General features: G+C 71.4%; 23 protein-coding genes. 12 read left to right on the forward strand and 11 right to left on the reverse strand.

The genetic code is table 11. The annotated features are described in order from the left end of the window. Positions 1–146 precede the first annotated feature (146 nt). The 3 genes from FXO23_RS29585 to FXO23_RS29595 form a co-directional block, all read right to left on the reverse strand. On the reverse strand, positions 147–695 hold the full coding sequence (locus tag FXO23_RS29585; RefSeq protein WP_158888764.1) for a regulatory protein RecX: 549 nt from the start codon (positions 693–695) through the stop codon (positions 147–149). 11 nt (positions 696–706) lie between these two features. Next, complete coding sequence (gene recA / locus FXO23_RS29590) at positions 707–1,747, reverse strand: recombinase RecA (RefSeq protein WP_158888765.1); 1,041 nt, start codon at positions 1,745–1,747, stop codon at positions 707–709. A gap of 184 nt (positions 1,748–1,931) precedes the next feature. Further along, positions 1,932–2,126 (reverse strand): DUF3046 domain-containing protein, encoded by a 195-nt coding sequence (locus FXO23_RS29595; protein WP_158888766.1) that lies wholly within the window; start codon positions 2,124–2,126, stop codon positions 1,932–1,934. Positions 2,127–2,167: 41 nt separating this feature from the next. Between FXO23_RS29595 and FXO23_RS52320 the strand changes: the two genes are divergently transcribed. Beyond that, on the forward strand, positions 2,168–2,290 hold the full coding sequence (locus FXO23_RS52320; protein WP_281356628.1) for a hypothetical protein: 123 nt from the start codon (positions 2,168–2,170) through the stop codon (positions 2,288–2,290). A gap of 1 nt (position 2,291) precedes the next feature. Here FXO23_RS52320 and FXO23_RS29600 read toward each other — a convergent pair whose 3' ends face one another. Beyond that, positions 2,292–4,178, reverse strand: coding sequence for an Hsp70 family protein (locus FXO23_RS29600; RefSeq protein ID WP_158888767.1), 1,887 nt, complete (start codon positions 4,176–4,178; stop codon positions 2,292–2,294). A gap of 169 nt (positions 4,179–4,347) precedes the next feature. Between FXO23_RS29600 and FXO23_RS29605 the strand changes: the two genes are divergently transcribed. The 6 genes from FXO23_RS29605 (at position 4,348) to def (ending at position 14,292) form a co-directional block, all read left to right on the forward strand. Next, positions 4,348–5,598, forward strand: a complete 1,251-nt coding sequence (locus tag FXO23_RS29605; protein ID WP_158888768.1) for a four-carbon acid sugar kinase family protein — start codon at positions 4,348–4,350, stop codon at positions 5,596–5,598. Beyond that, positions 5,595–6,623: a 4-hydroxythreonine-4-phosphate dehydrogenase PdxA gene (gene pdxA, locus FXO23_RS29610; RefSeq protein WP_158888769.1), complete on the forward strand. Its 1,029-nt coding sequence runs from the start codon at positions 5,595–5,597 to the stop codon at positions 6,621–6,623. The genes FXO23_RS29605 and pdxA overlap by 4 nt, the downstream gene beginning before the upstream one ends. A 12-nt stretch (positions 6,624–6,635) precedes the next feature. Then, positions 6,636–7,940: an MFS transporter gene (locus FXO23_RS29615; RefSeq protein ID WP_158888770.1), complete on the forward strand. Its 1,305-nt coding sequence runs from the start codon at positions 6,636–6,638 to the stop codon at positions 7,938–7,940. Next, entirely contained in the window at positions 7,912–8,673 is a 762-nt protein-coding gene (locus FXO23_RS29620; protein WP_158888771.1) for a DeoR/GlpR family DNA-binding transcription regulator, read from the forward strand. Before FXO23_RS29615 ends, FXO23_RS29620 begins: the two co-directional genes overlap by 29 nt. Positions 8,674–8,711: 38 nt before the next feature. Further along, on the forward strand, positions 8,712–13,355 hold the full coding sequence (locus tag FXO23_RS29625) for an ATP-dependent helicase (RefSeq protein ID WP_158888856.1): 4,644 nt from the start codon (positions 8,712–8,714) through the stop codon (positions 13,353–13,355). A gap of 436 nt (positions 13,356–13,791) precedes the next feature. Then, positions 13,792–14,292: a peptide deformylase gene (gene def / locus FXO23_RS29630; RefSeq protein WP_158888772.1), complete on the forward strand. Its 501-nt coding sequence runs from the start codon at positions 13,792–13,794 to the stop codon at positions 14,290–14,292. 456 nt (positions 14,293–14,748) lie between these two features. On the opposite strand, the gene FXO23_RS29635 is transcribed toward def, so the two are convergent. Both FXO23_RS29635 and FXO23_RS29640 read right to left on the reverse strand, forming a co-directional pair. Further along, on the reverse strand, positions 14,749–15,771 hold the full coding sequence (locus FXO23_RS29635) for a GNAT family N-acetyltransferase (protein WP_246258013.1): 1,023 nt from the start codon (positions 15,769–15,771) through the stop codon (positions 14,749–14,751). A 218-nt stretch (positions 15,772–15,989) separates the two neighbouring features. Beyond that, entirely contained in the window at positions 15,990–16,739 is a 750-nt protein-coding gene (locus FXO23_RS29640) for a VOC family protein (RefSeq protein ID WP_158888774.1), read from the reverse strand. An 84-nt stretch (positions 16,740–16,823) separates the two neighbouring features. Here FXO23_RS29640 and FXO23_RS29645 point away from each other — a divergent pair, with 84 nt between their 5' ends. Then, positions 16,824–17,246, forward strand: a complete 423-nt coding sequence (locus tag FXO23_RS29645; protein WP_158888775.1) for a PPOX class F420-dependent oxidoreductase — start codon at positions 16,824–16,826, stop codon at positions 17,244–17,246. Then, positions 17,243–17,941, forward strand: a complete 699-nt coding sequence (locus tag FXO23_RS29650; protein WP_158888776.1) for an antibiotic biosynthesis monooxygenase — start codon at positions 17,243–17,245, stop codon at positions 17,939–17,941. The genes FXO23_RS29645 and FXO23_RS29650 overlap by 4 nt, the downstream gene beginning before the upstream one ends. 1,162 nt (positions 17,942–19,103) lie before the next feature. Here FXO23_RS29650 and FXO23_RS29655 read toward each other — a convergent pair. Continuing rightward, positions 19,104–19,868, reverse strand: a complete 765-nt coding sequence (locus FXO23_RS29655; RefSeq protein WP_158888777.1) for a maleylpyruvate isomerase family mycothiol-dependent enzyme — start codon at positions 19,866–19,868, stop codon at positions 19,104–19,106. Beyond that, positions 19,868–20,401: an SAV_6107 family HEPN domain-containing protein gene (locus FXO23_RS29660; protein ID WP_158888778.1), complete on the reverse strand. Its 534-nt coding sequence runs from the start codon at positions 20,399–20,401 to the stop codon at positions 19,868–19,870. Before FXO23_RS29660 ends, FXO23_RS29655 begins: the two co-directional genes overlap by 1 nt. Positions 20,402–20,664: 263 nt before the next feature. Here FXO23_RS29660 and FXO23_RS29665 point away from each other — a divergent pair, with 263 nt between their 5' ends. The 3 genes from FXO23_RS29665 to FXO23_RS29675 are packed head-to-tail and all read left to right on the forward strand — an operon-like array spanning position 20,665 to position 22,402. Next, a complete protein-coding gene (locus tag FXO23_RS29665) occupies positions 20,665–21,162 on the forward strand; it encodes a YbaK/EbsC family protein (RefSeq protein ID WP_158888779.1) in 498 nt (165 codons plus the stop codon). Then, the gene (locus FXO23_RS29670; RefSeq protein WP_158888780.1) at positions 21,159–21,758 is read left to right on the forward strand and encodes a GNAT family N-acetyltransferase; all 600 of its coding nucleotides are present in this window, start codon (positions 21,159–21,161) and stop codon (positions 21,756–21,758) included. Before FXO23_RS29665 ends, FXO23_RS29670 begins: the two co-directional genes overlap by 4 nt. Positions 21,759–21,808: 50 nt before the next feature. Then, positions 21,809–22,402, forward strand: coding sequence for an AAA family ATPase (locus tag FXO23_RS29675; RefSeq protein WP_158888781.1), 594 nt, complete (start codon positions 21,809–21,811; stop codon positions 22,400–22,402). Here FXO23_RS29675 and FXO23_RS29680 read toward each other — a convergent pair. The 3 genes from FXO23_RS29680 to FXO23_RS29690 form a co-directional block, all read right to left on the reverse strand. Then, positions 22,383–23,282 (reverse strand): DMT family transporter, encoded by a 900-nt coding sequence (locus FXO23_RS29680; RefSeq protein ID WP_158888782.1) that lies wholly within the window; start codon positions 23,280–23,282, stop codon positions 22,383–22,385. The genes FXO23_RS29675 and FXO23_RS29680 overlap by 20 nt on opposite strands. A gap of 194 nt (positions 23,283–23,476) precedes the next feature. Next, the gene (locus tag FXO23_RS29685; RefSeq protein WP_158888783.1) at positions 23,477–25,168 is read right to left on the reverse strand and encodes a DUF885 domain-containing protein; all 1,692 of its coding nucleotides are present in this window, start codon (positions 25,166–25,168) and stop codon (positions 23,477–23,479) included. 25 nt (positions 25,169–25,193) lie between these two features. Then, positions 25,194–26,078, reverse strand: a complete 885-nt coding sequence (locus FXO23_RS29690) for a methylenetetrahydrofolate reductase (protein WP_158888784.1) — start codon at positions 26,076–26,078, stop codon at positions 25,194–25,196. Positions 26,079–26,166: the final 88 nt, after the last annotated feature.

A 26,166-nucleotide genomic window follows, 5' to 3' on the forward strand; every position in this document is an offset into this window, starting at 1 on the left:
GGACGGATTCGCCTGCCGGAGCGCGAGGCTCGCGTGCGCGAGTGTGCAACTCGCGTGCGCGAACGTTGAACTCGCTTACCCGAGTGTTGATTCGTCTGCCGGAACGGGGAACTCGGGCTACCGGAGCGCGGGGCTCGCGCGGCGGGTCAGTCGGTGGTGACGTCGTCGAGGAGGGTGGACTCGGCGCCGGCGTCGCGGAGTTCGTCGCGGATCACCGAGTAAGCCAGCCCCTGCGGGTAACCCTTGCGCGCGAGCATGCCGAGCAGGCGCCTGGTCACGGTCTGCTCGTCGAGCGTGGTCATGCTCCGGAGCCGCTTGCGCACCAGCTCGCGCGCCCGCTCCTCCTCGGCCTCCCGGTCGACCTCGCCCGCCGCCTGCGCCGCGACCGAACCGTCCACCCCCTTGCGCTTCAGCTCGGCCACGAGCGCGTTTCTCGCCAGCCCCTGGTGGGCATGGCGAGAACGCACCCACAGCTCCGCGAACGCGGCGTCGTCGATCAGCCCGGCGTTGTCGAGTTTCCCCAGGATGGTTTCCCGGGTGTCCTCGTCAAACCCCTTGCGGCGCAACGCCTGCCGCAGTTCCTCCTTGGTCCGCGGCCGCGCCGCGAGCAAGTCGAAGCACACGTCCTTCGCCGACTTGCCCGCCTGCGAACCCCGGCCGGGAGACGGGTCACCTTCCGGCCCGTCAACGTGCAACGGTCAACCTCCTAGAAATCGACCGGGGCGGGCACGGTTTCTTCGGCGTCGAGCTGGGGACCGAGGCCGAGCTTCTCCTTGATCCGCTTCTCGATCTCGTTGGCGATGTCGGGGTTGTCGCGCAGGAACTTCCGCGCGTTCTCCTTGCCCTGCCCGAGCTGGTCGCCCTCGTAGGTGTACCAGGCGCCGGATTTGCGCAGGATGCCCTGATCCACGCCCATGTCGATGAGCGAACCTTCGCGGGACACGCCCTGGCCGTAGAGGATGTCGAACTCGGCCTGCTTGAACGGCGGCGCGACCTTGTTCTTCACGACCTTGACCCGGGTGCGGTTGCCGACCGGCTCGCCACCGTCCTTGAGCGTCTCGATGCGGCGCACGTCCAGCCGGACCGAGGCGTAGAACTTCAGCGCCTTACCACCGGTGGTGGTCTCCGGGGAGCCGAACATGACGCCGACCTTCTCGCGGAGCTGGTTGATGAAGATCGCCGTGGTGCCGGAGTTGCTCAGCGCACCGGTGATCTTGCGCAGCGCCTGGCTCATCAGCCGGGCCTGCAGACCCACGTGCGAGTCACCCATCTCGCCCTCGATCTCGGCGCGCGGCACGAGCGCGGCCACCGAGTCGATCACCAGGATGTCCAGCGCGCCGGAGCGGATCAGCATGTCCGCGATCTCCAGCGCCTGCTCACCGGTGTCCGGCTGGGAGACCAGCAGCGCGTCGGTGTCCACGCCGAGCTTCTTGGCGTACTCCGGGTCCAGCGCGTGCTCCGCGTCGATGAACGCGGCGATCCCGCCCGACCGCTGTGCGTTGGCCACCGCGTGCAGGGCGACCGTGGTCTTACCGGAGGACTCCGGGCCGTAGATCTCCACCACGCGGCCGCGGGGCAGCCCGCCGATCCCGAGCGCGATGTCGAGCGCGATGGCGCCGGTGGGGATCACGGCGATCGGGGCCCGGCCCTCGTCGCCGAGACGCATGACCGAGCCCTTGCCGTACTGCTTGTCGATCTGGGCAAGGGCGAGCTCGAGCGCCTTGTCCCTGTCCGGTGCTGCTGGCATTCAATCCACCTCGTTCGTTGGAGCGGAGCTTTCGGGTCCGACGCTACGGGCGGGGACCGACAATTCCAGGCCTCGGCGGCAATCTGTGGACAGCCGACCCCGGTGTGGACAACACCCTAGACGAACACTTGTTCGAGGCCGGAACCGACACACCCCTAGCGTAAGATTTCGCGGCTCCGGATCCTCAGCGACGCTCCGCGGGGATGTCGAAAGCGGCGCAGACCTCGCGCCAGACCTCCTTGGCCGTCACCCCGGCCGCCAGCGCCTCCTCGACGGTGCGCCCGCCGAGGCCGCTGAACACGTGATCTTTGGACAGGGTTTCGGCCCGGCCGGGGCCGAACTCCTCCGCCATCAGCCGCCGGAACACCGTGATACGCATCGATCCCAGCGTAGTGGGCGTCGCGCACGTACTGTGAGGGCATGCCGCTCGCCCAGGACATCCCCGCATGGGGCTCGACCGGACTCGCGATCGCCTCGATCCTGACCCTGGTCGCCGCCCTCGTGGTCCTGCTGCGCAACTGGCGCAACACCCGGGGGAAGTGACCTACTCGCCCGGCTGGATGTTCTGCTCGAAGTAGTCGGCCAGCTGCGACGGCGTCGACGCGGCCGGCTGGTCGGTGTTGTTGACCTGGTAGATGATCCCCGCCAGCGGCCGGTCCGAAGCGGTGAAGACCAGCACCGAGGAGCCCTTGCCCGCGGCCGAGGAATACCGCCCCTGCAGCCCGTTGCCCTTCCAGTCCGCCTCCACCAGGTCACCGCCCGCGGAGTTGAGCAGCCGGTCGGTGTACTCCTTCAACGCGCCCGCCGAGAAGCCGTGGATGTAGCTGATCTGCGCACCGGCCAGGGCGGGCGCCGAACAGGTCGAGGAGACGCCGAAGTTCTCCCCGGACGGCGGCGCGATCTGCCCGTTGCCGAAGCCCGCGCTGCACTGGCTGGTGTCCGCGATCTTGCCGGCGAGCTGGCGCAGGCAGCCGGTGAAGCCCTTGTCGTCGGCCTGCCCCGGCTGCTTGCACTCGTCCGCGGAGTACGTCGTGGTCGACGCGGACGGCGACAGGAAGAGGAAGGCCGCCCCGGCGCCGAGCAGCACGACCACCGCGGCCGCGATCCCGATGAGCAGTTTCTTCCGGTTGCCCTTGGACTCGGACTCCTTGGCCACCGGATAGGTCGGGAAGTTCGAGGGCGCGGCCTGCTGCGGGCCGCTGGGCGGGAAGTTCGGGTAGTTCTGCCCCGGATATCCGCCGGGCAGCGACGCCACCTGCGGCGGCGGCGCGTGCGGTCCGGTCTGCCCGGGTCCCATCGGAACGGCCTGGGTGCCGGTGGCCGCGACCTGGCCTTCGACGTTCTGGGTCCGCATGCTGATGCCGTCGGCGGATACGTGGTGCGCGCCGAGCGCGACCGCGGTCTCCGGCTGGTCGAGGCTGGCCGGCACCACGCCCAGCTTCTCCGCGATCATGGAACCCACCAGCGGCAACCGGCTCGAGCCGCCGACCAGGTAGATCCCGGCCAGCTGACCCGGCGCCATCCCCGCCGAGCGCACGGTCCGGGAGAGCAGTTCGACGCTGCGCAGCATCGCGGGCCGGACCAGCGCCTCCAGTTCGGCGCGGGTGACCAGGACGTCGGTGAACGGCTCGGGCATCGGCACCTCGGTCTGCGGATGCCGGGACAGCGCCTCCTTGGCGGCCTTGACGTCCTCCTGCAGCGCGCGCCGGGTGCGCCGGTCGCCGGTCGATTCCGGGCGCAGCAACCGCTGCCAGCGCTGCGGGTCGCGGTGGGACACCTCGCGGCCGACGTGCACCAGCAGCGCCTGGTCGACGTCCAGGCCGCCGAGGTCGGGCAGGCCGTCCTCGGCGAGCACGGCGAACCCGTTCTGGGTGGCGCCGACGACCGCGACGTCGAAGGTGCCCGCGCCGAGGTCGTAGACGGCGAGCGCCTGGCCCGGGGCGAGGGTTTTCCCGGGGAACGAGGCGAAGTGCGCGGCGGCGGCGACGGGTTCGGGCACCAGGGAGATCGCCCCGGCCATCCCGGCCAGCCGGGCCGCGGACAACAGCACGTTGCGGCGCACCGGGCCCCATTGCGCGGGGTGGGTCAGCCGGATCTCGTCGGGCTGATCACCGCCGAGCTGCCGGGAGGTCTCCTCGAGCACGCGGCGCAGCACCGCGGCGAGGGCCTCGTTGACCGGCACCACGTTGTCCCCGAGCAGGAGGGTCTGCTCGTCCACGCGGCGTTTCGGGTTGGGCTCGAACCGGGTCGGGTCCAGGCGGGCGCGCCGTTCCGCGTCCCGGCCGACCATCAGGGTGCCGTCCTCCTCGGCGAACACGGCCGAGGGCATGGTGGCCGAACCGTCCACCTCGACGACCCTGGGCGGGCGGCCGTGCGCGGACAGCACGGCGACGGTGTTGGACGTACCGAGATCCACCGACAGGATCCGCACAGCTCTCCCCTCGTCAACGCCCCACAGGCGCTGGTGATGCTGCCATGTCGGGTCGTTCGCCGGGGACGGACCCGGCAAGTTCTTGACGAGCCGGGCTCGGTCGGCACACGATAGTTGCGCAGTCTGGTTAATTGAGTTGCTCAAAGTACGCAACAAAGGGGTTCGCGTCATGCCGAAAGTGCTCGTCCTCGGCGACGACCTCACCGGCAGCAACGCCAGCGGCGCGCTGTACGCGAAGTTCGGCCTGCGCGCGGTGTCGGTGCGCGCGCCGCTGGCGCCGGACTCGCTCGCCCTGCGCCCCGGCAGCGGGATCGACGCGCTGGTGGTGAACCTGGCCACCCGCCACGCGAGCCCGGAGCGCGCCGCGGCGGCGGTCCGCGCGGCGCTGGCGGCGGCCGGTCCGGTGCCGCTGACGGTCAAACGGGTGGACACCACCCTGCGCGGCAACCTCGGCGCCGAGACCGAGGCCGTGCTGGCGGCGGTCCCCGCGGCGCGGGCGCTCGTGGTCCCCGCCTTCCCGGACGCCGGGCGCGTCACCATCGGCGGCATCCACCTGGTCGACGGGCTGCCGCTCGCCGAATCCCCGGCCGCGCGCGATCCGCTCACCCCGGTGCGCTCCTCCCGGGTGGCCAGCGTCCTCGGGTGCCGCCGCACGAGCACCGAACTGCCGCTGGACGTGGTCGAGGCCGGATCGAAGGCGGTCGCCGACGCGCTGCGCGCACCCGCCGATCTGGTGATCTGCGACGCCACCACGAACCGCCACCTGGCCACGATCGCGCGCGCCGCCGCGGAGCTCGCCGAAACCGAGGGCACGCGCTGGATCTCGGTGGATTCCGGACCGTTCGGGGTGCGCCTGGCGGCCGCGCTGGGCATCGCGCCGGGCGACGGAACCGTGCCGCCGGTGCTCGCGGTCGTCGGCAGCATCACCGCCCAGACCCGGGACCAGCTCCTGGAGACCGAACAGGTGCTGGGCGCGCGGTACGTCGAGGTCGGCGCGGACGAACTGGACCCGGTGGCGATCGCCGGACGCGCGGGCGCGCTGCTCGAAGCCGGAGAGCACGTGGCCGGGGTCCGGATGCGCCCGCCCGATCCTGGGGCGCCGGTCGACGCCGGGATCGCCGCGACCGTCCCGGTCGTGCTCGCCGAAGCCACCCGGCGGGTGCTCGATCGGCATCGCGTCGGCGGGTTGTACGCGACCGGGGGCGACATCGCGGTCGAGGTCACCGCGCATCTCGGCGCCGAGGGCTTCCGCATCGACACCGAGGTGCTGCCGCTCGCGGTCGCCGGGCGGCTGGCCGGTGGTCCGTTCGACGGACTTCCGTTCGCCACCAAGGGCGGACTGATCGGTGACCGCACCGCCGCGGTCGCCTGCCTGGAACACCTGAACTACGTCATCGCGACGGAAAGGACTTCCCCGTGAGCAACGAGAAACCGATCCTGGGCCTCACCCTCGGCGATCCGGCCGGGATCGGCCCGGAGATCACCGCGCGGACCCTGGCCGAACCGGAATCGGCCGAACTCGCCCGCGGGCTGGCCATCGGGGACGCGCCGGTGCTCCGGCGGGCGCTCGGCGTGCTCGGCTTGGACGTCGAGGTGAACGCGATCCGCGAACTCGGCCAGGCGCGTTTCGAACCCGGCGTGATCGACGTGCTGGACCTGGGCATCGTCACCGCGGACCTGCCGTGGGGCGAGGTCAGCGCGACCGCGGGCAAGGCGGCGGTCGCCGCGATCGAGACCGCGACGAAACTCGCGCTGGACGGCGAGATCGCGGCCGTGGTCACCTCGCCGATCAACAAGGAGGCGATCTGGGCCGCCGGGTCGCAACACCTGGGGCACACCGAAATGCTCGGCGAGCTGACCGGTTCGGCCCGGTTCAACACGATGTTCTGGGTGGCCGGGCTGAAGATCTTCTTCGCCACCCGCCACCTGTCCCTGCGGCAGGCCATCGACAAGATCACCAAACCGAACATCGAGCACGCGATCCGCGAGGCGTACACCGCGCTCGAGGTGTTCGGGACGAAGGCGCCCACGCTGGCCGTCGCCGCGCTGAACCCGCACGGCGGGGAGAACGGGAAGTTCGGCGACGAGGAGATCGTGGCGATCGCGCCCGCCGTCGAGGCGGCGCGGGCGGACGGGCTGAACGTGGTCGGCCCGATTCCCGCCGATTCGGTGTTCCACCAAGGACTTCAGGGCCGGTTCGACGGGGTGCTCTCGCTCTACCACGACCAGGGGCACATCGCGTCGAAGACCTACGACTTCGACGGCACGGTCTCGGTGACCGTCGGCCTGCCGATCCTGCGCACCTCGGTGGACCACGGCACCGCGTTCGACATCGCGGGGACCGGGAAGGCGTCGCACGGCACCATGCGCGCCGCGTTCCGCGCCGCCGTCGACCTCGCCCCGTACGCGCCGAAACTGCCCGAGATCTACCCGCCCGCCCGGTGAGCGGAGGCAACGATGACGTTCTCCCCCGCGGTTCCCCGCCGGCGCTGGGCCTTCGTGATCCCGGTCGCCGTCGTGATGTACATGCTGGCGTACCTGGATCGCACGAATGTCGCGGTGATCCTGCCCTATGTCGGCCACGAACTGCCGCTTTCCGCCAGCGCCAGGGGTTTGGCCAGCGGGATCTTCTTCATCGGCTACCTGGTGCTGCAGATTCCGGCGGCGATCCTGGCCGCCCGCTGGAGCGCCCGGAAAACGGTGCTGATCCTGATGCTCGCCTGGTCCTGCGCCGCGGTGCTGTGCGGTGTCGTCCAGAACGAGGCCCAGTTGCACGGGGCCCGGCTGCTGCTCGGCTTGTTCGAGGGCGGCGTGTGGCCCGCGGTGCTGATCCTGCTCGCGTCCTGGTTCCCGCAGGCCGAACGGGCCCGCGCGAACGCGTTGTGGATGAGCTGCCTGCCGATCTCGGCGATCCTGATGTCGCCGCTGTCCGGCTGGATGCTCGACCACATGTCCTGGCGGTGGGTGTTCATCCTGCAGGGCCTGCCGCCGCTGATCTGGGCGGTGGTGTGGTGGTTCGCGGTGGCCGACCGCCCGGCGAAGGCGCGCTGGATCTCGGCGGCGGAACGGGAGTACGTCGAGAGCACGCTGGCCGCGGAGGAGGCCGCGAAGCCGAAGGTGGTGGCCCAGGGGTACCGGCAGGCGCTGCGCGACCGGTCGGTGCTGCTGCTGATCGCCGTGTACTTCTGCTGGATGACGGGGTTCTACGGGTTCAGCCTGTGGCTGCCGTCGGTGGTCAAATCGATGACCGGCGACAGCTCCGCCACGACCGTGGGGCTGCTCTCCGCGATTCCCTATCTCATCGCGCTCGGTTGCATGCTCGGCGGCGCGCTGTGGTCGGACCGGACCGGCAACCGGCGGCTCGCGGTGACCGTGCCGCTCGTGGTCGCGATCGGCGGGCTGCTGGCGGGGAACCTGATGCACTGGCCGGGGGTGGCGCGGTTCGGGCTGCTGTGCGTGGTCGCCGCCGGGGTGTACATGCCCTACGGCCCGTTCTGGGCGATCCCCAGCCAGGTGCTGCGGTTCGAGGTGGTCGCGGTGGCCATGGGCGTGATCAACGCGCTCGGCAACCTCGGCGGGTTCGCCGGGCCGTACCTGGTGGGCTGGCTGACCGACGCGACCGGCTCTTCGACGGCCGGGTTCGTGGTGCTGGCCGGATTCCTGGTGGTGGCGGCCGCCCTCGCGTTCTTCGGGTTGCGGCCCCGGGGCCGCACGCGCATGCCAGAGTTGTCCCGTGCCCACGTCACGACCGAACACGCGTGAGCGTCGCGCGCTGCTGCTGGAGGCGGTGCGCGGCGGCTCCGGCAACATCACCGAGCTCGCGGACTCCTTCGGCGTCTCGCCGTCGACGATCCGCCGCGACCTGGCCTCGCTGGCCGGGGACGGGCACGTGGTGCGGACCTACGGCGGCGCGCTGGAGGCCGGGCACGGGCTGGAACGCGGCCTGCGCGAGAAGGACGCCAGCAACGCCGAGGCCAAGGACGCGATCGCGCGCACGGCCGCCGGACTGATCGGCGACGGGGAACTGGTGCTGCTCGACGCCGGGACCACGACCGGCCGGGTGGCCAAGCACCTCGCCCACCGCGACCGGCTGACCGTGGTGACCAACGGCGTCACGGTGATTCTCGCGCTGGCGGAGTTCGCGAACGTGGACCTGATCGTGCTCGGCGGCCGCCTGCGCCATCCGAACGAGGCCCTGCTCGGGGAGAGCGTGCTGCAGCAGTTGCGGCACCTCTCCCCGGATCGGGTGTTCCTCGGCGCGGACGGGCTCGGCGAGCGCGGCCTGTGCTGCCCGACCCTGGAACAGGCGCAGCTCAAGCACGCGATGCTGCATTCGGCGCGCGAGGCGTACGTGCTCGCCGACCATTCCAAGCTCGGCCGGGATCCGTTCCCGTACTGGACCCCGCTGGATCGCGAGTACACGCTGATCGTCGACGCGGACGCGGCGCCCGACGACCTCGATTCGTTCACCGCGCGGGTCCTGTTGGCCCGCTGACCAGGGCGGATGCGAAACTGTCGGACCCCGGGTTCATGATGGTGGACGTGGGCGAGACCGACGTGCTTCAGCTGTTCTCCCCCGCGACCAGGGACTGGTTCGCGGGGGCGTTCGCCGCGCCCACGCAGGCCCAGAAAGGCGCGTGGCGGGCGGCGCACGCGGGCGAGCACGCGCTGGTCGTCGCGCCGACCGGCTCGGGCAAGACCCTCGCCGCGTTCCTCTGGGCGCTGGACCGCCTGGCCACCGAGCCGATCCCGGCCGAACGCACCCACCGGTGCCGGGTGCTCTACGTGTCCCCGCTCAAGGCCCTGGCGGTGGACGTGCAGCGCAACCTGCGGGCGCCGCTGGCCGGGATCTCGCAGGCGTCCCGCCGCCTGGACCTGAGCCCGCCGGACATCGGCGTGGGCATGCGCACCGGCGACACCACCGCCGCCGAGCGGCGCACGTTCCTGCGCACCCCGCCGGACATCCTGGTCACCACGCCGGAGTCGCTGTTCCTCATCCTCACCTCCTCCGCCCGCGAATCGCTGCGCGGTGTGGAGACGGTGATCGTGGACGAGGTGCACGCGGTGGCCGGGACCAAACGCGGCGCGCATCTCGCGCTGTCCCTCGAGCGGCTCGACTCGTTGTTGCCCCGGCCCGCCCAGCGCATCGGCTTGTCCGCGACCGTCCGGCCGATCGACGAGGTCGGCTCGTTCCTCGGCGGCGGGCGGCCGGTGCGGGTGGTGCAGCCGAAGCTGGCGAAGACCATCGAGGTGCGGGTCGAGGTCCCGGTCGAGGACATGGGGCAGCTCGACGCGCCCGCCGCCCCGGCCGAGGCGCCGCCGTTGCCATCGGAGGGCGGGATCGGCACGCAGGAGGAGATCTCCGGGATGCCGCAGCGGCGGCCGTCGATCTGGCCCGCGGTCGAGGAACGCGTGCTGGAACTGATCCGGGCGCACCGGTCGACGATCGTGTTCGCCAACTCGCGGCGGCTGAGCGAACGGCTCACCGCCCGGCTCAACGAGCTGGCCGCCGAGAAGACGCCCGATCTGCAACCGGGGCAGCGGTATCCGGCCGAGGCGATCGGCGAATCCGGGCTCACCGTGGGCGCGGAGGCCACGGTCGCCAAGGCGCACCACGGTTCGATGTCGCGGGAACAGCGCACCCGGGTCGAGGAGGAGCTGAAGTCCGGGCGGCTGCCGTGCGTGGTCGCGACCTCCTCCCTGGAACTGGGCATCGATATGGGTGCGGTGGATCTGGTCGTGCAGATCGAGGCCCCGCCCACGGTGGCTTCCGGGCTGCAGCGGGTCGGCCGGGCCGGGCACCACGTCGGCGCGGTGTCGTCCGGGGTGATGTTCCCGAAGTTCCGCGGCGACCTGATCTCCTGCGCGGTGGTGTCCGAGCGGATGACCAGCGGCTCGATCGAGGCCGTGCGGTACCCGCGCAACCCGCTCGACGTACTGGCCCAGCACGTGGTGGCGATGGTCGCGCTGGAACCGTGGCGGGTGGACGAGCTGGGCACGCTGGTCCGCCGGGCGGCGCCGTTCGCCGCGCTGCCGGACGACGCCCTGCACGCCGTGCTCGACATGCTGTCCGGGCGGTACCCGAGCGAGGAGTTCGGGGAACTGCGGCCGCGGATCACCTGGGACCGGGTCACCGGGGAGCTGCGCGGGCGTCCCGGTTCCCAGCGGCTCGCGGTCACCTCCGGCGGCACCATCCCGGATCGCGGCCTGTTCACCGTGATGACGCCCGGTGCCGACGACAAACCCGGCTCGCGGGTGGGCGAGCTGGACGAGGAGATGGTGTACGAGTCCCGGGTCGGCGACACGATCCTGCTCGGCACGTCGTCCTGGCGGATCACCGACATCACGCACGACCGGGTCATCGTGGTGCCCGCGCCCGGCGAGCCCGCGCGGATGCCGTTCTGGAAGGGCGACGCGCCGGGGCGGCCGCTCGAACTCGGGCGGGCGCTGGGCAAGTTCGTCCGGGAAGTGTCCGCTGTGGACTCCGCGGCGGCCCGGGAGCGCGGGCGGTCGGCGGGGCTGGACGAGCGGGCGTGCGACAACCTGCTCGGCTATCTCGGCGAGCAGCGGGAGGCGACGCGCCACATCCCGGACGACCGCACGGTCCTGCTCGAGCGGTTCCGCGACGAGCTGGGCGACTGGCGCATCGTGCTGCACTCGCCGTTCGGCGCGCAGGTGAACGCGCCGTGGGCGCTGGCCATCGCGGCGCGGCTGCGGGAAAACCGCGGCGTCGACGCGCAGGTCATGCACTCCGACGACGGGATCGTGCTGCGGCTGCCGGACGCGCTGGACGCCGAGGGCGCCGAGGTGACGGTCGGGGCCGACGACGTGCTGATCGACCCGGAGGAGGTCGATCAGCTGATCGTGGCCGAGGTCGGCGGCTCGGCGCTGTTCGCCGCCCGGTTCCGGGAGTGCGCGGCCCGATCGCTGCTGCTGCCCCGGCGGGATCCCCGGCGCCGCAGCCCGCTGTGGCAGCAACGCCAGCGGGCGTCGCAACTGCTGACGGTGGCCGCGAAGTACGAACGGTTCCCGGTGATCCTGGAGGCCATGCGGGAATGCCTGCAGGACGTGTACGACGTCGGCGGGCTGCGGGAACTGATGACCGACGTCCGGGCCCGGCGGGTGCGGGTGGTCGAGGTGGAGACGCCGTCCGCGTCGCCGTTCGCCCGCAGCCTGCTGTTCGGTTACGTCGGGATGTTCCTGTACGAGACCGACGCACCGCTGGCCGAACGGCGTGCGGCGGCGCTGTCCCTGGATTCCGCGCTGCTGGCCGAACTGCTCGGCACCGAGGCGATCCGGGAACTGCTCGACGCCGGAGTGGTCGCCGAGGTCGAACGGTCCCTGCAACGGCTCGACGAAGATCGGCACGCGCGCCATGCCGAGGATGCGGCCGATCTGCTCCGGTTCCTCGGCGACCTGTCCGAGGCGGAGGCGGCCGAACGGGGAATCCGGCCGGAATGGCTGCGCGAGCTGGAATCCGCGCGGCGCGCGATCCGGGTCCGCATCGCGGGGGCGGAACGGTTCCTGGCCATCGAGGACGCGGGCCGGGTGCGGGACGCGCTCGGGGTGGCGCTGCCGGTCGGCGTGCCCGAGGCGTTCACCGAACCGGTGGCCGATCCGCTCGGCGACCTGCTGGCGCGGTACGCGCGCGGCCGGGGGCCGTTCCCGGCGCGGCAGGCCGCGGAACGCTTCGGGCTCGGCACGTCCGTGGTCACCGGGGTGCTCGACAGGCTGACCTCGGAAGGTCGGCTGGTCCGCGGCGAGCTGAGTCCGGTCGGGCATCCGGAGAAGCATGGCGCGGGGGTCGAATACTGCGACGCCGCCGTGTTGCGCCGGCTCCGCCGGGCTTCCCTGGCCCGGCTGCGGGCAGAGGTGGAGCCCGTCGAACCGGCCGCACTGGGCCGGTTCCTGCCGTCCTGGCACGGCATCGGCACCCGGCTGCGCTCGGCGCCCACCGCGGACGACGTGCTCTCGGTGGTCGAGCAACTGGCGGGTGCGCCGCTTCCGGCGAGCGCGGTGGAGTCGCTGATCCTGCCCAGCCGGTTGCCCGGATACTCGCCCGCGCTGCTGGACGAGCTGACCGCGGCGGGCGAGGTGGTCTGGTGCGGCTGCGGTTCGCTCGCGGGCGGCGACGGCTGGATCGCGCTCGCCCCGGCGGACGTGGCCGACCTGCTGCTGCCCGACGTGGAGGAAACCGCGCCGGACTCGCCCTTGCACGAGGCCATACTGTCCACATTGGATGGTGGCGCGCTGTTCTTCCGCCAGCTGGTCGACCGGGTCACTCCGCTCGTGGAAGCCGCGCCGAACGACGGTGACGTGGTGGCCGCGTTGTGGGATCTGGTGTGGGCCGGGCTGGTCACCGGCGACACCCTCGGCCCGTTGCGGGCGCAGGTGTCGGGCCGGGGTGCGGCGCACAAGCCGCGCCGATCCGCCCCGCGCGGCCGGTACGCGCGCATGCGGGCGGCCCGGCCCGCGATGCCGTCGCGCACCGGGCCACCCACGGTCGCCGGGCGGTGGGCACTCACCCCGATGCGGGAGAGCGATCCGACCCGGCGCACGCATGCGCGCACCGAGGCGTTCCTGGAACGGCACGGCGTGCTGACCAGGGGCGCGCTGGACACCGAGCGCGTCACCGGCGGATTCTCCGGGATCTACAAGGTGTTGCGCGGAATGGAGGATTCGGGCCAGGTGATCCGCGGTTACGTCGTGGAGGGGTTGGGCGCGGCCCAGTTCGCCGCGCGGGGCGCGGTCGACCGCCTGCGTGCCGTCTCCGACACCGGCAACCGGCTGCGCGCGCCGGATCCCGCCCGCGACGCGGTCGTGCTGGCCGCGAGCGATCCGGCGCAGCCGTACGGCGCGGCACTGCCGTGGCCCGCGCCGGTCGGCGGCACCAAGCACCGCCCGGCGCGCAAGGCGGGGGCGCTCGCCGTGCTCGTCGACGGCGTACCGGGCCTCTACGTGGAACGCGGCGGCCGCTCCCTGCTCTCCTTCACCGAAGACGAGGCCATCCTGCGAGTCGCCGCCCAGGCGCTGTCCCGCGCCGTCCGCGAAGGCTGGCTCGGCCAGCTCGCCGTTCAACGAGCCGACGGCGAACAGGCCCTCACCTCCGAACTCTCCGACATCCTGCAAGAAGCCGGTTTCCGCGCCACCCCGAAAGGCCTCCGCCTCCGCGCCTGACGTTCCAGCCCCGCGAGTCCCACGGCCAACGCGCCGAAGGACGCATTGACGCCCGCCTACTCCCGAAACGGGGAACTCGGGCTACCGAAACGGGGAACACACCCGACCAGAACGGGGAACTCGCGGCAGGCGGGGCCCGTTGGCGCGAGTCCCTAGTTCCGGACGCGCGAGTCCCCCATCTCGGCACACCGAGTTCCCCATTTCGGTAGGCCAGCTCCAGATCCGGGCCCCCACGAACACGGCGCGAAGCCACCCACCGAGAAACCTCACTCGGGCACGCGAATTCAACGTTCGGGCACGTGAGTTCCACATTCGCGCACGCGAGATGCACACTCCGGTACCCGAGATCGGACTCCGGGCCAGGGGTTCGCGCGCCCGCGATCGAGGCCGGCGGGGCCCGTCGTAAGCTTCGCGGCAGGTAGGAAGGATATTGATCATGGCTGTGCGCGAGTTGCGATACTTCGGCGACCCGGTGCTCAAAACCGTCTGCGACCCGGTGACCCGGTTCGACAAGCCGACCGAATCGCTGGTGACCGATCTGCTGGAGACCGTCGAGAAACCAGGGCGGGCTGGCCTGGCCGCCCCGCAGATCGGGATCAGCCTCCGCGCGTTCAGCTACAACGTCGACGGCGAGATCGGGTACGTGCTGAATCCGGAGATCGTCGAACTTTCGGAAGAGACGCACGCGATCGGCGAGGGGTGCCTGTCGGTTCCGGAGCTGTGGTTTCCCACCGTGCGCGCCAAGCGCGCGGTCGTGCGCGGGGTGGACCTGCGCAACGAACCCGTTGTGGTGGAAGGCAAAGGCGTGCTGGCCCAATGCCTGCAGCACGAAACCGATCACCTCGACGGCATGCTCTACCTGGACCGGCTGGCCAAGGACGAGAAACGCGAAGCGCTGCGCGAGGCCCGCGGCAAGGACTGGTTCTGGAATCGCTGATCGCGCCCGATTTGCCGGAACCCGGCGAGAGACCGCGGATTTGACTCCGGACCTCGCCGAACGATCTTGGTCAGCTCTGGTCGACCTGCTCGGCCCGCCGGACGACTCGCCGATCGGGCCGCCGAGGCGATCGGCCGACAGTTCGGCGTCGCCCGACCTTCGGCCCCCTCCCGCGTTCGCCTCATGAGCAGGGGACCTTCGCTGCCCCGAAACGGGAACGAGGGACCTTTACTCCAGTTGAACGATAGCGAAGGTCCCTCGCTGCCGACCGGGTTCCCGTCGGGCAGGTGACCCTCTATCTTCGTCCGGCCAGGGCATGGGTGGGCCGGTGAACTACTCGGCACCGACCGAGATCGCGCGAGACCGGCCCACGCTGGGACGGACCCTCGACCTGCTCCGCCGGGCTGGTTTCCAGGAGTTCCGGGCATCAGGTGATCGTGCGCTGCAGCTGGCAGGTCACCGTTCGCCGAAGCCCCCGCGTGCGACGCTCGCCGGGATCGCGAGCCGGACCAGGCCCGCGCCCTCCTCGGGTTGCTCGGGGCTGAGACCCGCGCGCCGGGCGGTGCGGATCATCGCGTCCTGTCCGGGCAGGCACACCGCGACCAGTTCCCGGTGGCCGCGGGACGCCGCGAGTATCGCGAGCCGGGACAGCAGCGCCGTGCCGAGGCCCTTGTCCTGCCAGGTGTCCTCGACCAGGAGCGACACCTCGGCGGTTTCCGGGGTCTTGCCGGGGATCAACTGCCCCAGCCCGACCACCTCGCGGCCGCAGACGGCGAGCAGGCTGAGGCCGCGCGGTGGCATCAGGAGGCGGTGCAGCCAGCGGCGGGGCACCGTGCGCATACCGGTGTGGTAGCGGTGGAACAGCGTTTTCATCGAGCAGCGATCGTGCAGCGCGAACACCGCGTCCGCGTCGCCGGGCTGCCCCTGCCGGAGCACTACGGCCGATCCGTCCGCGCAGGTCACCGCGGCGGGGCCGGAGAGGTTGGCCCAGGAAGCCGTGAGCAGCGCGAGCAGGGCGTGCGCGCGGGCCAGTTCCAGGTGCACGAACGGCGCCCAGCGGCGGCGGGCGACCAGGGCGCGTTCGGTGTCCACGGGGAACACCATGCGGTGCCCGCCCTCGGTGCGGCCCGGATTGGCCTCGGCCGCCGGGACGACGGTCACCAGATCGGCGGCCAGCACCTCGCGCAGTACGTCCGCGGCCCGCGCCGGATCGGTGACCGCGCGGGTTGCCGAAGCGAGCGTCGCCGCGGAGGCGTCCACCAGCTCGCGCACGTCCGCGTCGGTGATTCCGGAACACTCCCAGCCTTCGGCGCGGATCACGGCGAGCAACTGCTCCCGGGTGAGCCCGGTCGCAGGGCGGATCACGAGTTCGTCCAGCACGCCGCCGGGGACCGGCAGCACGGTGAGCCCGAGGATGTTGCATTCCATATCGGCCAGCCTGATCGCGATCCTGGCCAGCGTTCCCGGCTCGTCGTCCATGCGGATCCGCAGCCGCCAGGTGGCCGAGGAGCCGCCCTGGTCACCGCTGGACGGCCACCACTCGTCCAGCGTCTCGGCGACCGGTCTCTTGCGAACGCGCGGAATATCCATTCCTCCACCGTCCCCCGCGAGTGTTGCTGCCGGAGGGCGCCGGTGTTTCGCTCGTGTCAGGGCTCGCCAGCCGACCGCAACGCCCGCGAAACACCGGCCCCGCCCGCTCAGCGCGGCGAGAGGACGCGGAACTCGTTGCCTTCCGGGTCCTCGAGGAGGCGCCACGGCACGTCGCGCGGTTCCGGATCGGCGACCCGGGCGCCGAGGCGGACGAGCCGTTCGACCTCGACGGCCTGCTGGTCCCCGGTCGCGGCGGTCCGGGCCACCGGGGCCACGTCGAGGCGCACCCGGTTCTTCCCCCGTTTGGGCTCGCCGTTGCGGACGAACTCCAGCCACGGACCGCGACCGGTGGGCGGCCGGAGCCCGGCCACGTCGGTTTCCCGCCGGGCGACCACCCAGCCGATGACCTCCGACCAGAACTCCGCGAGCCGCGGCGGATCGTGCGCGTCCACGACGACCGCCGCCAGGACCCCGGTGCTGGTGTACTCCGGCCGCGGCTCGAGCACGCAGAACTCGTTCCCCGCCGGATCGGCCAGCACGATCCACGGCAACTCGGCACCGCCCTGGCCGATGTCCGCGTGCTGGGCGCCGAGCCCGATCGCACGGTCCACAATGGACGACTGTGCCGCGGGCGTGCCGCTGGCCAGGTCGAGGTGGAGCCGGTTCTTGCCCGACTTCGGCTCCGGCACCGGGACGAAGGTGAGATCGAAATCGGTCCCCTCCCACGCGGGAGCCCGCACGCCGACCTCGCCGGACAGATCGACGACGACCTGCCAGCCCAGGAAAGCCGCCCAGAACTCGGCCACCGCACGTGGCCTGGCCGTGTCGAACACCACGTTCACGAGCTGGGTGGGCATGGTCCGACCATAGCGGCCTATACCGGCGAAGTCCTGCCAGTCGAGATTGACCTCAACAATGGTTGAGCTTCTAGCGTATCCGGCATGATCTTCACGGATCGCGAACGCGACTACCTCGCCGGTCAGGGACTCGGGCGCCTGGCGACCATCGGCCCGGACGGAACCCCGCACGTCCGGCCCGTCGGCTTCCGGCTCAACGAGGACGACACCATCGACATCGGGGGCCCGAATCTGAGGTCCAGCCAGAAGTACCGCAACGTGCGGACCGATCCGAAGGTCTCCTTCATCGCGGACGATCTGACCCCGGACGAGCCGGGGGCGATCAGGCCCGGCTGGGGTCGCGGAGTCGAGATCCGCGGCCTGGCCGAACTGCTCGAAACCGACAGGCCGCTCGCCCCGGGCTTCAGCGACGAGGTGATCCGGGTGCACGCCCGGCGCGTCCTCAGCCTCAACCTCGACGCACCGGGAAGCCAGGCACGCGACATCGAACGAGGAGCTGACTCATGACCGCACGGCTGGACTCCCTTCCCGATCTCACCCGCGCCGACGTCGGCGCTGCCCTGTTCAGCAACTGGCGCCTGGGCACTCCGGAACGGCAGCAGGCGGCCGTGGACGCCATCGGCGCCGCGTGGGAAAGCAGGCCCTGGCCCACCCCGGATCTGCGCTCCTACACCGTATTCGCGAGCACCGACGGCGAAACCCTGCTGCACTACTCGCAATGGGCCGACGACGACGCCTACCACGCGTTCGTCCGCACCCACCGCCGGCAACGCGTCAACGAGATCGACACCGCCGTGCCGGGCATCGAACGCTACGGGCTGACCAGCTATCGCCGGTACCGGAGCACCGAACCCACCGCCGAAACGCGGGCTCCCCGGTGTTTCGTGACCGTCAAGGTCGAGTTCGACGGCCCGGACGTCCCACGAGCCCGCGCCTGGGTGGACGGCGTGTTCAACGCGGCCGCCGCCGACGCGGCGATCCCGGCGGGCCTGATCGCCGCCCACTTCCACGTCAGCACCGACGGCTCGAAGGTGCTGAACTTCGCCGAATGGACCAGCGAACAGGCACACCAGGACGTGCTCGACACAACCGGCACCCGGTCGGCCACCGCACGAGCCGCCCGCGACTTCCCCGGTGTCCGGAACCTCACGATCACCCGCCACCGTTTCGCCCTGCACCTGGCCGCCCCGGCGAATCAATAGACGTAAGGCTCGCGAGTCCCTCATTCCGGTCGTGCGAGTTCCCCATTTCAGCAGCCCGAGTTCCCCGTTCCGGTAGCCGGACTCCACACTGAGCCTTTCTCGGTAGGGCCTCTCGGACTTTGCGGGAAGTGCCCAGGACGTGGGACGCGCCGAACGCCGCATCGACGCTCGCTCAGCCCGAACCCGAGACCAGCCTGTCCAGCATCGGCCGGTCCCCGGCAACCAAGGACCCGGCCCTGCGGAGAAGACCCAGCGAGGTTTCTTCCCCGGATGTCGAACTCACCTACCGAAACGGGGAACTCGGTGTACCGAAACGGGGAACTCGCACGTCCGGAACGGGGGACTCGCGACAGCGGGTCCCCCGTTCCGGGAGTCGGCGGGGGGTCAAATGCGACCCTTCGGCGCGCACGGGAAGGCGAGGTTCCCCACGCCGCATCGAGCACTCCGAGCACCCCTGGATAAGCCCTACTGAGAAAACCGCATTGAGGCTTCTCGGTAGGGCTTCCCGCCGTGTTCGTGGGGAGCATCGTACTGCTGCGCCGGTAGCGCGAAGAGCATTACCCGAGAAGGCCCACCGAGAAAACTTCATTCGGGTACGCGAACCGCACGCTCGGCCGAAAGGCAGCACTTTCGGGGTAGTGGGGCGGCACAGAGGTTTCTCGATGGGAATCGGATCGCCTGCCGGGTGCCGGAACTGCGCACTCGGCTGCCCGAGCGCGCAGTTCACGAATCCGAGTGTGCAACTCGCTCGCCCGAATGTGCAGTTCGCGGACCTGGGTGTGCAACTCGCTTACCCGAATGTGTAGTTCGCTTGCCTGAGTGTGTGGTTCGTTAGCCTGAGTGAGGGTTCCCCGGTAGGGCTTTTCGGGTGAGTGGTGCTTGGAAGTATCCAATGCGGGGTTGGGTACCTTTGCCGTTCCCGATGCCGCATTGGTGTCCTTGTGTTACCGGCGCATTCTCTGCTGGGAAAACCCCAAGGTGGACTCGCTTGTTTGAATGTGGGGTTCGGTGTTCGGAACGGAGAACTTGGCGGCTGGAGTGGGAGAGGCTCCGGCGACGGGGACAAGGACGGGGACGGGGGACGGGGAACTCGGGCGGCCGGGGCGCTGGGGCTTGCGGCGGCTGGGTTGGTGATGATCGGCGTTGCTTCCCCACAAGCCGTTCATCGGGTTGCCAGGCGCAGCAGGGCCCAGAGCTGGCCGACCGCGTCGAGGTCGCCGTCGACGTGGACCGAGGTGGGGGACGCTCGCCCCCACAGCCACAGGTAGACCTGGGTCGGGAACCCGGACAGTGTCGCGTCGGCCCGTTCCGCCTCCTGGGACGAACAGTGCCAGGCGACGTTCTCGGTGGGACCGGCGTGCACGATCCAGGTGTGACCACCGGTCTGCACCGCGACCGAACCCACCCGGGTGCCGGCCAGGCCGAGCAGGGGCAGCCGATGCCCGAACCAGAGCGACAGGATCTCGTCCACACCGTCGATCGCGATGTCGTCCGGGATTTCCGAGATGGTCATCCCGGCGGCGGTCTGGACGTCGGTGCGATGAATCGTGGTCTCATGTGCCATCCGCCTTCGCCAGAATCCGTAGGTTTCGTCCGCCGGCCACCAGGTCGACGCGTGCTCGTCCGGCTCGTGTTCGCCCAGTTCGCCGAGCAGCTCGGCGAGCCCGGTGCTCAGGTACTCGCCGAGCGACTGACCGGGCCCGGGCTCCCGCTGCCATTCCCGCGGCCGGTTTCCCCCGCGGAGCCAGGCCAGTACGACCCGGTAGACGCTGCCGACGTGCCGGACGGTCTCCCCGACGGTCAGCCCCGGGCAGGTCGGCACAGTCGCATCCGCCGGGGCGACGTGCGCCAGGCCGCCCAGCAACTCGCCTTCGATCCCGAGCACGTCCAGCAGCCGGCCGTGATCGATCAGCGCTTGCCCGGCCATCACCCACTCCTGCTTCTCTTCGGAGCACGCGGCCGCTGGGGGCACGGGGTGGCCCGGGCGGACGGACGCTCCGAAGCGGTGCCGATCCCCGCACCACCACGCTGGTAGATCGACCGGCGAGCCAGCTCGACGAACCGCCCGGCCTGGCCGAACAGTTCCGCGGCGGCCTCCTCGGTCACCCGGCGGGTGATCCCGGACTGAGCGGCCGCCTGGAGGGCCGAGTTCGAGGCGAAGAACGCGGCCCACTCCCGCAGCTCCGGCGCGGCCGCCTCGAGCAGGACCCACACGCTCGCCGGTTTGGCCCGGCCGCGGTGCGGCCGCCCGCGCGCGGCGAGGATCGCGGCGGCGGCACGCAACGCGGACAAGTACGAGGCGATGAACCGCTGAGCGGGCTCCCGCTCGCTTCGGGCGTCGGCGAGCCCACGCCTGGCCTGCGCGAGCAACGCCACGGCGGCGGGCGCCACCGGCGGATGCATGGCGATCGGCAGCTCGGGCTGCAACGCGTCCGCGTGGGGCACGACGGCAACGGACATGACCCCTCCTCCCTGGAGCGCGGCGGGTGGCACCCGGCGCCGAGGCGCTTCCCCCGCCCTGCGCCGGGTACCGGTCCGGTGAGCGCTCCACCGAAGCTCGAACGTATGTTCGAGCACCTTCCACAGTAGCTTCGAACACCTGTTCGTTCAACCCTCGCGTCGGGTGACCGCGATTACGGCCTCGACGTGCTCGTAGCCCGAGTTCCCTGCCGAGCGCGGATACGCCTTCGCGGCCACGTTCGGTTCGTGATCTGATAATCACCATGAGCAGCTCCGACCATCCCGCGGTGGCCAAGGTCGCCGCCGCGCTAGCCGAAGCGGGTCAGCAAGAAGCCGCCGAAGGAATCCGCATCCTGCCCGCCGAGGTGCGCACCGCCGCGCAGGCCGCGGAGGCGCTCGGGACCGAGGTCGGCGCCATCGCGAACAGCCTCGTCTTCCGCGCGGACGGCGCGCCGCTGCTGGCGCTCACCTCGGGCGCGCACCGCGCCCGCACCGAAACCCTCGCCGCCCTCACCGGGGCCGCGCACGTCGAAATGGCGGACCCCGCGTTCGTCAAGGAGCACACCGGCCAGACGATCGGCGGAGTGGCGCCGGTCGGGCATCCCGCCCCGCTGCGCACGCTGGTGGACACCGCGCTGCGGCGCTACGACGTGATCTGGGCCGCCGCGGGACACCCCAAATCGGTTTTCCCCACCACGTTCGACGAGCTCGTCGCGCTCACCGGAGGACAGGCCGCAGGTGTCGCGGAGGCGAGGCCGTGACCGCGATGTCCGCGAGTCACACCCGGTTCGTCCAGCTCTCCGCCGACGAATTCCGCGCGAGGTTGCGCGAGGCGCTGGACATCTACGTGAGCGCGATGCGCTACCCGGCGGGCACGGCGGAGCAGCGGGCGCCGATGTGGCTGACCCACGCGCTGCGCGAGGGCTGGCGGTGCATCGCGGCGCTGGACGCCGACGGGCGGTTGCTCGGCCTCGCCTACGGTTACCGCGGCTCCCCCGGCCAGTGGTGGCACGAACAAGTGCGCCGGGGCCTGCTCAAGGCCGCGGGCGAGCACGCCGCCACGCACTGGCTCACCGACTACTTCGAGCTGACCGAGATCCACGTCCGGCCGGCCAGCCAAGGACTCGGCATCGGCGAGGATCTGTTGCGCCGGCTGCTCGACGGCGTGCCGCACCAGCACGTGCTGCTGTCGACCCCGGAGGGGACCAGCCGGGCCTGGAAGCTGTACCGCCGGGTCGGCTTCGCCGATGTCCTGCGCGACTACCACTTCGCGGGCGATCCGCGGCCGTTCGCGATCCTCGGCCGGACGCTGCCACTACCCGATTCGGGCGCGACCGGAACGTGTGATTCGCACTAGCTGTCCGCTATGGGCGGAACGCACCGGGCGGGGTCCCGCGTTGACGTCCCATGGACGTTTCGACCACGGATCACCGGCCCACCGGCTCCCTCCGGCTGCTGATCGAACGACGGGAGCTTCTGGTCGTCGCGGGATTGCCGGGCGCGGGGAAGAGCACCCTGCTCCGCAACACCCGGGCCAGCGCGCCGGTCGAGATCCTGGACACCGACCAGATGCGCGCCTGGCTGGCCGCGCGGTTCCCGCCGGGCACGCCGTACGGCCGGTACCGTCCGCTGGTCCACGTGCTGCACGAACTGCGGGTGCTGCGCGCCCTGCTGCGGGCGCCCGGCCCGGTGGTGGTGCACGATCCGGCGACCGGCGCCGCGGCCAGGGCCGTGCTGGCCGCGCTCGGCGCCCTCACCGGACGCCCGCGGCGCCTGCTGTGGATCGACTGCTCGGCGGAGGAAGCGTTGCACGGCCAGCGTTCCCGCGGCCGGGTCCTGCTCGGCTGGTCGTTCTCCCGGCACGCGCGCCGGGCGCCCCGCGTCCGCGAGCGGCTGCTCGCGGGCAGGTCACCGAGGGGCTGGCGCACCGCCTCGGTGACCTGCCGCGCCCAGACGCGGGGCGGCCTGTACCTCCAGGTCGCTAGCGCCGCCAGTAGCTGACCGCCAGCGCGCTCACCAGCAACGCCGCCCCGCACCAGCCCGGCACGCCGAGCCGCTCACCGAGCAGCGCCGCCGACAGCAGGGCGGCGGTCAGCGGTTCGAGCAGCGCCGACAGGGCGGCCAGCACCGGTTGGGCGTCCCGCAGGCCGCGGAAGTACGCGCCGTAGGCCACCGCGGTCGGCACCAGGCCGAGGTAGAGCGCGACGGCCAGCACGTCGAACCGCGACGGGAGGGCCATCCCGAACCACAACGCCACCGGCAGCAGCAGGAGCCCGCCCACCAGCAGCCCGAATGCCGTGGTGCGCACCGGATCCAGGCCCTCCACCGGGCGGCGCGTGGCGAGCGTGAGCGTCGCGAACCCGCCCCCGGCCAGCAAGGCGAACGCCACCCCGCCGGCCAGCCGCCACCCACCGCCCGTGCCGTCCGGCGACCAGCGCAGCAGCACCAGCCCGGCGATCGCGGCGCCGATCGACACCACGGTCGCCGTCCCGGGCAGGCGCCGGTCCCGGACCGCGGACGCGAACGCGACGAACACCGGCACGCTGCCGATCGTCGTCATCGTCGCGATGCTCACCGAACTCAGGGCGACCGCGGCGAAGTAGCACGCCTGGAACATGCCGAGCAGCGCGCCCGCGACGCCGAGGCGCCGCACTACCGGCCGCGTGCACCGGAATCCGCGCAGGCCACCGCTCAGGGCGAGGAACAGCACCACGCAGGCGCCGCCGATCAGCAGGCGATAGGCCGCGACCGAGAACGGGTGCAGGTCCGCCCGGGCCGCGAGGATCGATCCGGCCAGTCCCCCGGTACCCCACAACACTCCGGCAACGATCAGCGTCAGCGCCGACCGTTGCCGCACGGGCACAGCAACAACCGAAGACATGAGAATTCCGCTCCAACGTCGAAGTAATGGGGAAATCGACGACGGGGCGAAACCGCACGGGTCAACGCGCGCTGCGACTGGACGTCAAAGATCAGCCGTGCGACGACCGCACGGCTGGTGTCCCGCCCCGCTCAGGAGCGCGGCGGTGGGGTGACGAGAAAAACCCGGTGCATGATCCGCACTCTACCCGCCGGTCACGGCAGATCGGCGAGTTGTTCGCGCAGGGTGTCCAGGCCCATCCCGCCGAGCCGCAGGGCGCGGGTGTGGAAGTCCTTGATGTCGAAGGACTCCCCCTGGCGGCGGCGGGCGTCCTCGCGCGCGGCCAGCCACAGGCGTTCGCCGAGTTTGTACGACGGCGCCTGCCCGGGCCAGCCGAGGTAGCGGTCGATCTCGTCGTGGACGTGGTCCGCGTCGGTGATGGTCCGGGTCAGCATGAACTCCAGGCCGAGCTCCGGGGTCCAGCGTTCCCCCTCGTGGAAACCGGTTCCGGCGGGGATCTCCAGCTCCAGGTGCATGCCGAGGTCCACGATCACCCGCGCCGCGCGGAACAGCTGCGAGTCGAGCATGCCGAGCAGGTTTCCGTCGTCGGCGAGGAAACCGAGGTCCTGCATCAGGCGCTCGGCGTACAGGGCCCAGCCTTCGCCGTGCCCGGAGGTGAACGACAGCATGCGCTGGAACTTGTTCAGCGTGCCGGACTGGTGGACGGCGGTCGCGATCTGCAGGTGATGACCCGGGACGCCCTCGTGGTAGACCGTGCTCACCTCGCGCCAGGTCGGGAAGACCTCGCGGTCGGCCGGGACCGACCACCACATCCGCCCGGGGCGCGTGAAGTCCTCGCTCGGGCCGGTGTAGTACGCGCCGACCGTGCCGCCGGGCGGGGCGATCTTGCACTCCAGCGCCATGACCCGGTCCGGGATGTCGAAATGCTTGTCCCGCAAGGACTGCAGCGCGGCGTCCGACAGTTCCTGCATCCACGCGGCGAGCGCCTGCTGACCGCGCACCTGGTAGCGCTCGTCGGCGTCGAGGGCCGCGGCGACCTCGGCGAACGGGGCGCCCGGTTTGATCCGGTCCGCCACCTCGCGCATTTCGGTTTCCAGGCGGGAGAACTCTTCCCAGCCCCATTCGTAGGCCTCGCGCAGATCGAGCGCGGCGCCGGTGAAGTACCGCGACCAGAGCCGGTACACGTCCACGCCGACCGCGTCCTTCGACGGAGCCTTCGGGGCCAGTTCGGCCCGCAGGAAACCGGCCAGTTCGGCGTAGGCCTGCTGGGCCCCGTGGGCGCTCTTGTCGAGTTCGGCGCGCAGCGACTCGGGCACGCCGTTCGCGCCCGCCACGAACCGGCGGAAGAAGCCCTCGCCGCCGTTCAGCCCGGCCCATTCCTCGGCCTGCTCGGCCACCTTCGCGATCTGCCGCAACGCCGCGACCTGCCCCGCGTCCGCGGCGGCCAGGAACGAGGCACGCAGACCGTCCAGCGCGTCCGGGACCTTGGCCAGCCGGGCGTTGATCACGCTCCACTGCTCGGCGGTCTCGGTCGGCATCAGGTCGAACGCCATGCGCAGTTCCTGCACCGGGCTCGCGATCACGTTCAGCTGCGCCAGATCCAGCCCGGCTTCGTGGAGTTCCACGTCCAGGCCGACCCGCTCGGTGAACACCGCCTTGGCGGCGCGTTCCGACTCGTCGGCGGGCTCGGTTTCGCCGATCGCCCGCAACGCCCGTTTGGCCAGCGCCGCGCGCGCCGCGTGGCCCTCGGGCGAGTAGTCGGTGAGCTGGTCTTCGTACCCGGTGATCCCCAACTCCGTCGCCGCGACGGGGTGTGCCGCGGCGAAGTCGTCGACGAACCGGTCACAGATCTCGTGCACGCCGGTGCGCGCGGACGTATCAGCCATGTCCGGCACGCTACCGGGAAAGGGCTCAGGTGCGCGCCGGGACCAGCCCCAGCCTGCTCACCACTTCCCGGGTCGCCTTCGACCGGTTGAACGTGTAGAAGTGCAGGTCGGGCACGCCCTCGGCGAGCAGCCGCTCGCAGAGTTCGGTGACCACGTCGATGCCCTCGGCCCGGAACGCCTTGGCGTTCTCGGTCAGCGGCTCCAGCCGATCGAGCAGTTTGCGGGGCGCCTGGGCCCCGGACAGTTCGATCGTCTTGCGCAGCGTGCGCGGGGTGGTCAGCGGCATGACCCCGGGGATCAGCATCGCGTCGCAGCCCGCCGCGGCCACCCGGTCCCGCAACCGCAGGAAGTCGTCGGCCTCGAAGAACAACTGCGCGATCCCGAAGTCCGCGCCCGCCCGGAACTTCCGCACCAGGTACTCGGTGTCGGTGTCCAGATCCGGGGATCGCGGGTGGCCGTAGGGAAACGCCGAGACCCCGACGCAGAAGTCGCCGAGCGAACGGACCAGTTCGACGAGCTCCTCGGCGTAGTTCAGGCCCTCCGGATGCGCCACCCACTCGCCGTACGGGTCGCCGGGCGGATCGCCGCGCAGGGCGAGGATGTTGCGCACGCCCACGGCGGCGTACCAGCCGATCACGTTGCGCAGCTCGGCGACCGAGTGGTTGACCGCGGTCAGATGCGCCATCGGCACCAGGGTGGTCTCGGTCGCGACCCGGGCGATGTTGCGGATCGTGCCGTCCCGGCTGGTGCCGCCGGCGCCGTAGGTGATCGACATGTAGGCGGGGTCGAACGGCTCGAGTTCGCGCACCGAACGCCACAGAATCGCCTCGTCGGCGGCGTCGCGGGGCGGGAAGAACTCCACCGAGAACACGGGGCGCTCGCCCCGGATGCGCTCCACTACCGACGTCATGGCACTCATGCTATCGGCCGAAGTCCGCAGAATGGGAGAATCCTCCCGCAACGTGGAACACAGTTCCGCCCACCGGGCACCTCCGTGG

The sequence above is a fragment of the Amycolatopsis anabasis genome (assembly GCF_009765355.1).
Lineage (GTDB): Bacteria > Actinomycetota > Actinomycetes > Mycobacteriales > Pseudonocardiaceae > Amycolatopsis > Amycolatopsis anabasis.

Bases quoted from the DNA above. Each gene is read 5' to 3' on its own strand.
- recA (WP_158888765.1), bottom strand. From the start codon at position 1,747: ATGCCAGCAGCACCGGACAGGGACAAGGCGCTCGAGCTCGCCCTTGCC.
- FXO23_RS29595 (WP_158888766.1), bottom strand. From the start codon at position 2,126: ATGCGTATCACGGTGTTCCGGCGGCTGATGGCGGAGGAGTTCGGCCCC.
- FXO23_RS52320 (WP_281356628.1), top strand. From the start codon at position 2,168: ATGCCGCTCGCCCAGGACATCCCCGCATGGGGCTCGACCGGACTCGCG.
- FXO23_RS29605 (WP_158888768.1), top strand. From the start codon at position 4,348: ATGCCGAAAGTGCTCGTCCTCGGCGACGACCTCACCGGCAGCAACGCC.
- FXO23_RS29615 (WP_158888770.1), top strand. From the start codon at position 6,636: ATGACGTTCTCCCCCGCGGTTCCCCGCCGGCGCTGGGCCTTCGTGATC.
- FXO23_RS29625 (WP_158888856.1), top strand. From the start codon at position 8,712: ATGGTGGACGTGGGCGAGACCGACGTGCTTCAGCTGTTCTCCCCCGCG.
- def (WP_158888772.1), top strand. From the start codon at position 13,792: ATGGCTGTGCGCGAGTTGCGATACTTCGGCGACCCGGTGCTCAAAACC.
- FXO23_RS29635 (WP_246258013.1), bottom strand. From the start codon at position 15,771: ATGGACGACGAGCCGGGAACGCTGGCCAGGATCGCGATCAGGCTGGCC.
- FXO23_RS29640 (WP_158888774.1), bottom strand. From the start codon at position 16,739: ATGCCCACCCAGCTCGTGAACGTGGTGTTCGACACGGCCAGGCCACGT.
- FXO23_RS29645 (WP_158888775.1), top strand. From the start codon at position 16,824: ATGATCTTCACGGATCGCGAACGCGACTACCTCGCCGGTCAGGGACTC.
- FXO23_RS29650 (WP_158888776.1), top strand. From the start codon at position 17,243: ATGACCGCACGGCTGGACTCCCTTCCCGATCTCACCCGCGCCGACGTC.
- FXO23_RS29655 (WP_158888777.1), bottom strand. From the start codon at position 19,868: ATGGCCGGGCAAGCGCTGATCGATCACGGCCGGCTGCTGGACGTGCTC.
- FXO23_RS29660 (WP_158888778.1), bottom strand. From the start codon at position 20,401: ATGTCCGTTGCCGTCGTGCCCCACGCGGACGCGTTGCAGCCCGAGCTG.
- FXO23_RS29665 (WP_158888779.1), top strand. From the start codon at position 20,665: ATGAGCAGCTCCGACCATCCCGCGGTGGCCAAGGTCGCCGCCGCGCTA.
- FXO23_RS29675 (WP_158888781.1), top strand. From the start codon at position 21,809: ATGGACGTTTCGACCACGGATCACCGGCCCACCGGCTCCCTCCGGCTG.
- FXO23_RS29680 (WP_158888782.1), bottom strand. From the start codon at position 23,282: ATGTCTTCGGTTGTTGCTGTGCCCGTGCGGCAACGGTCGGCGCTGACG.
- FXO23_RS29685 (WP_158888783.1), bottom strand. From the start codon at position 25,168: ATGGCTGATACGTCCGCGCGCACCGGCGTGCACGAGATCTGTGACCGG.
- FXO23_RS29690 (WP_158888784.1), bottom strand. From the start codon at position 26,078: ATGACGTCGGTAGTGGAGCGCATCCGGGGCGAGCGCCCCGTGTTCTCG.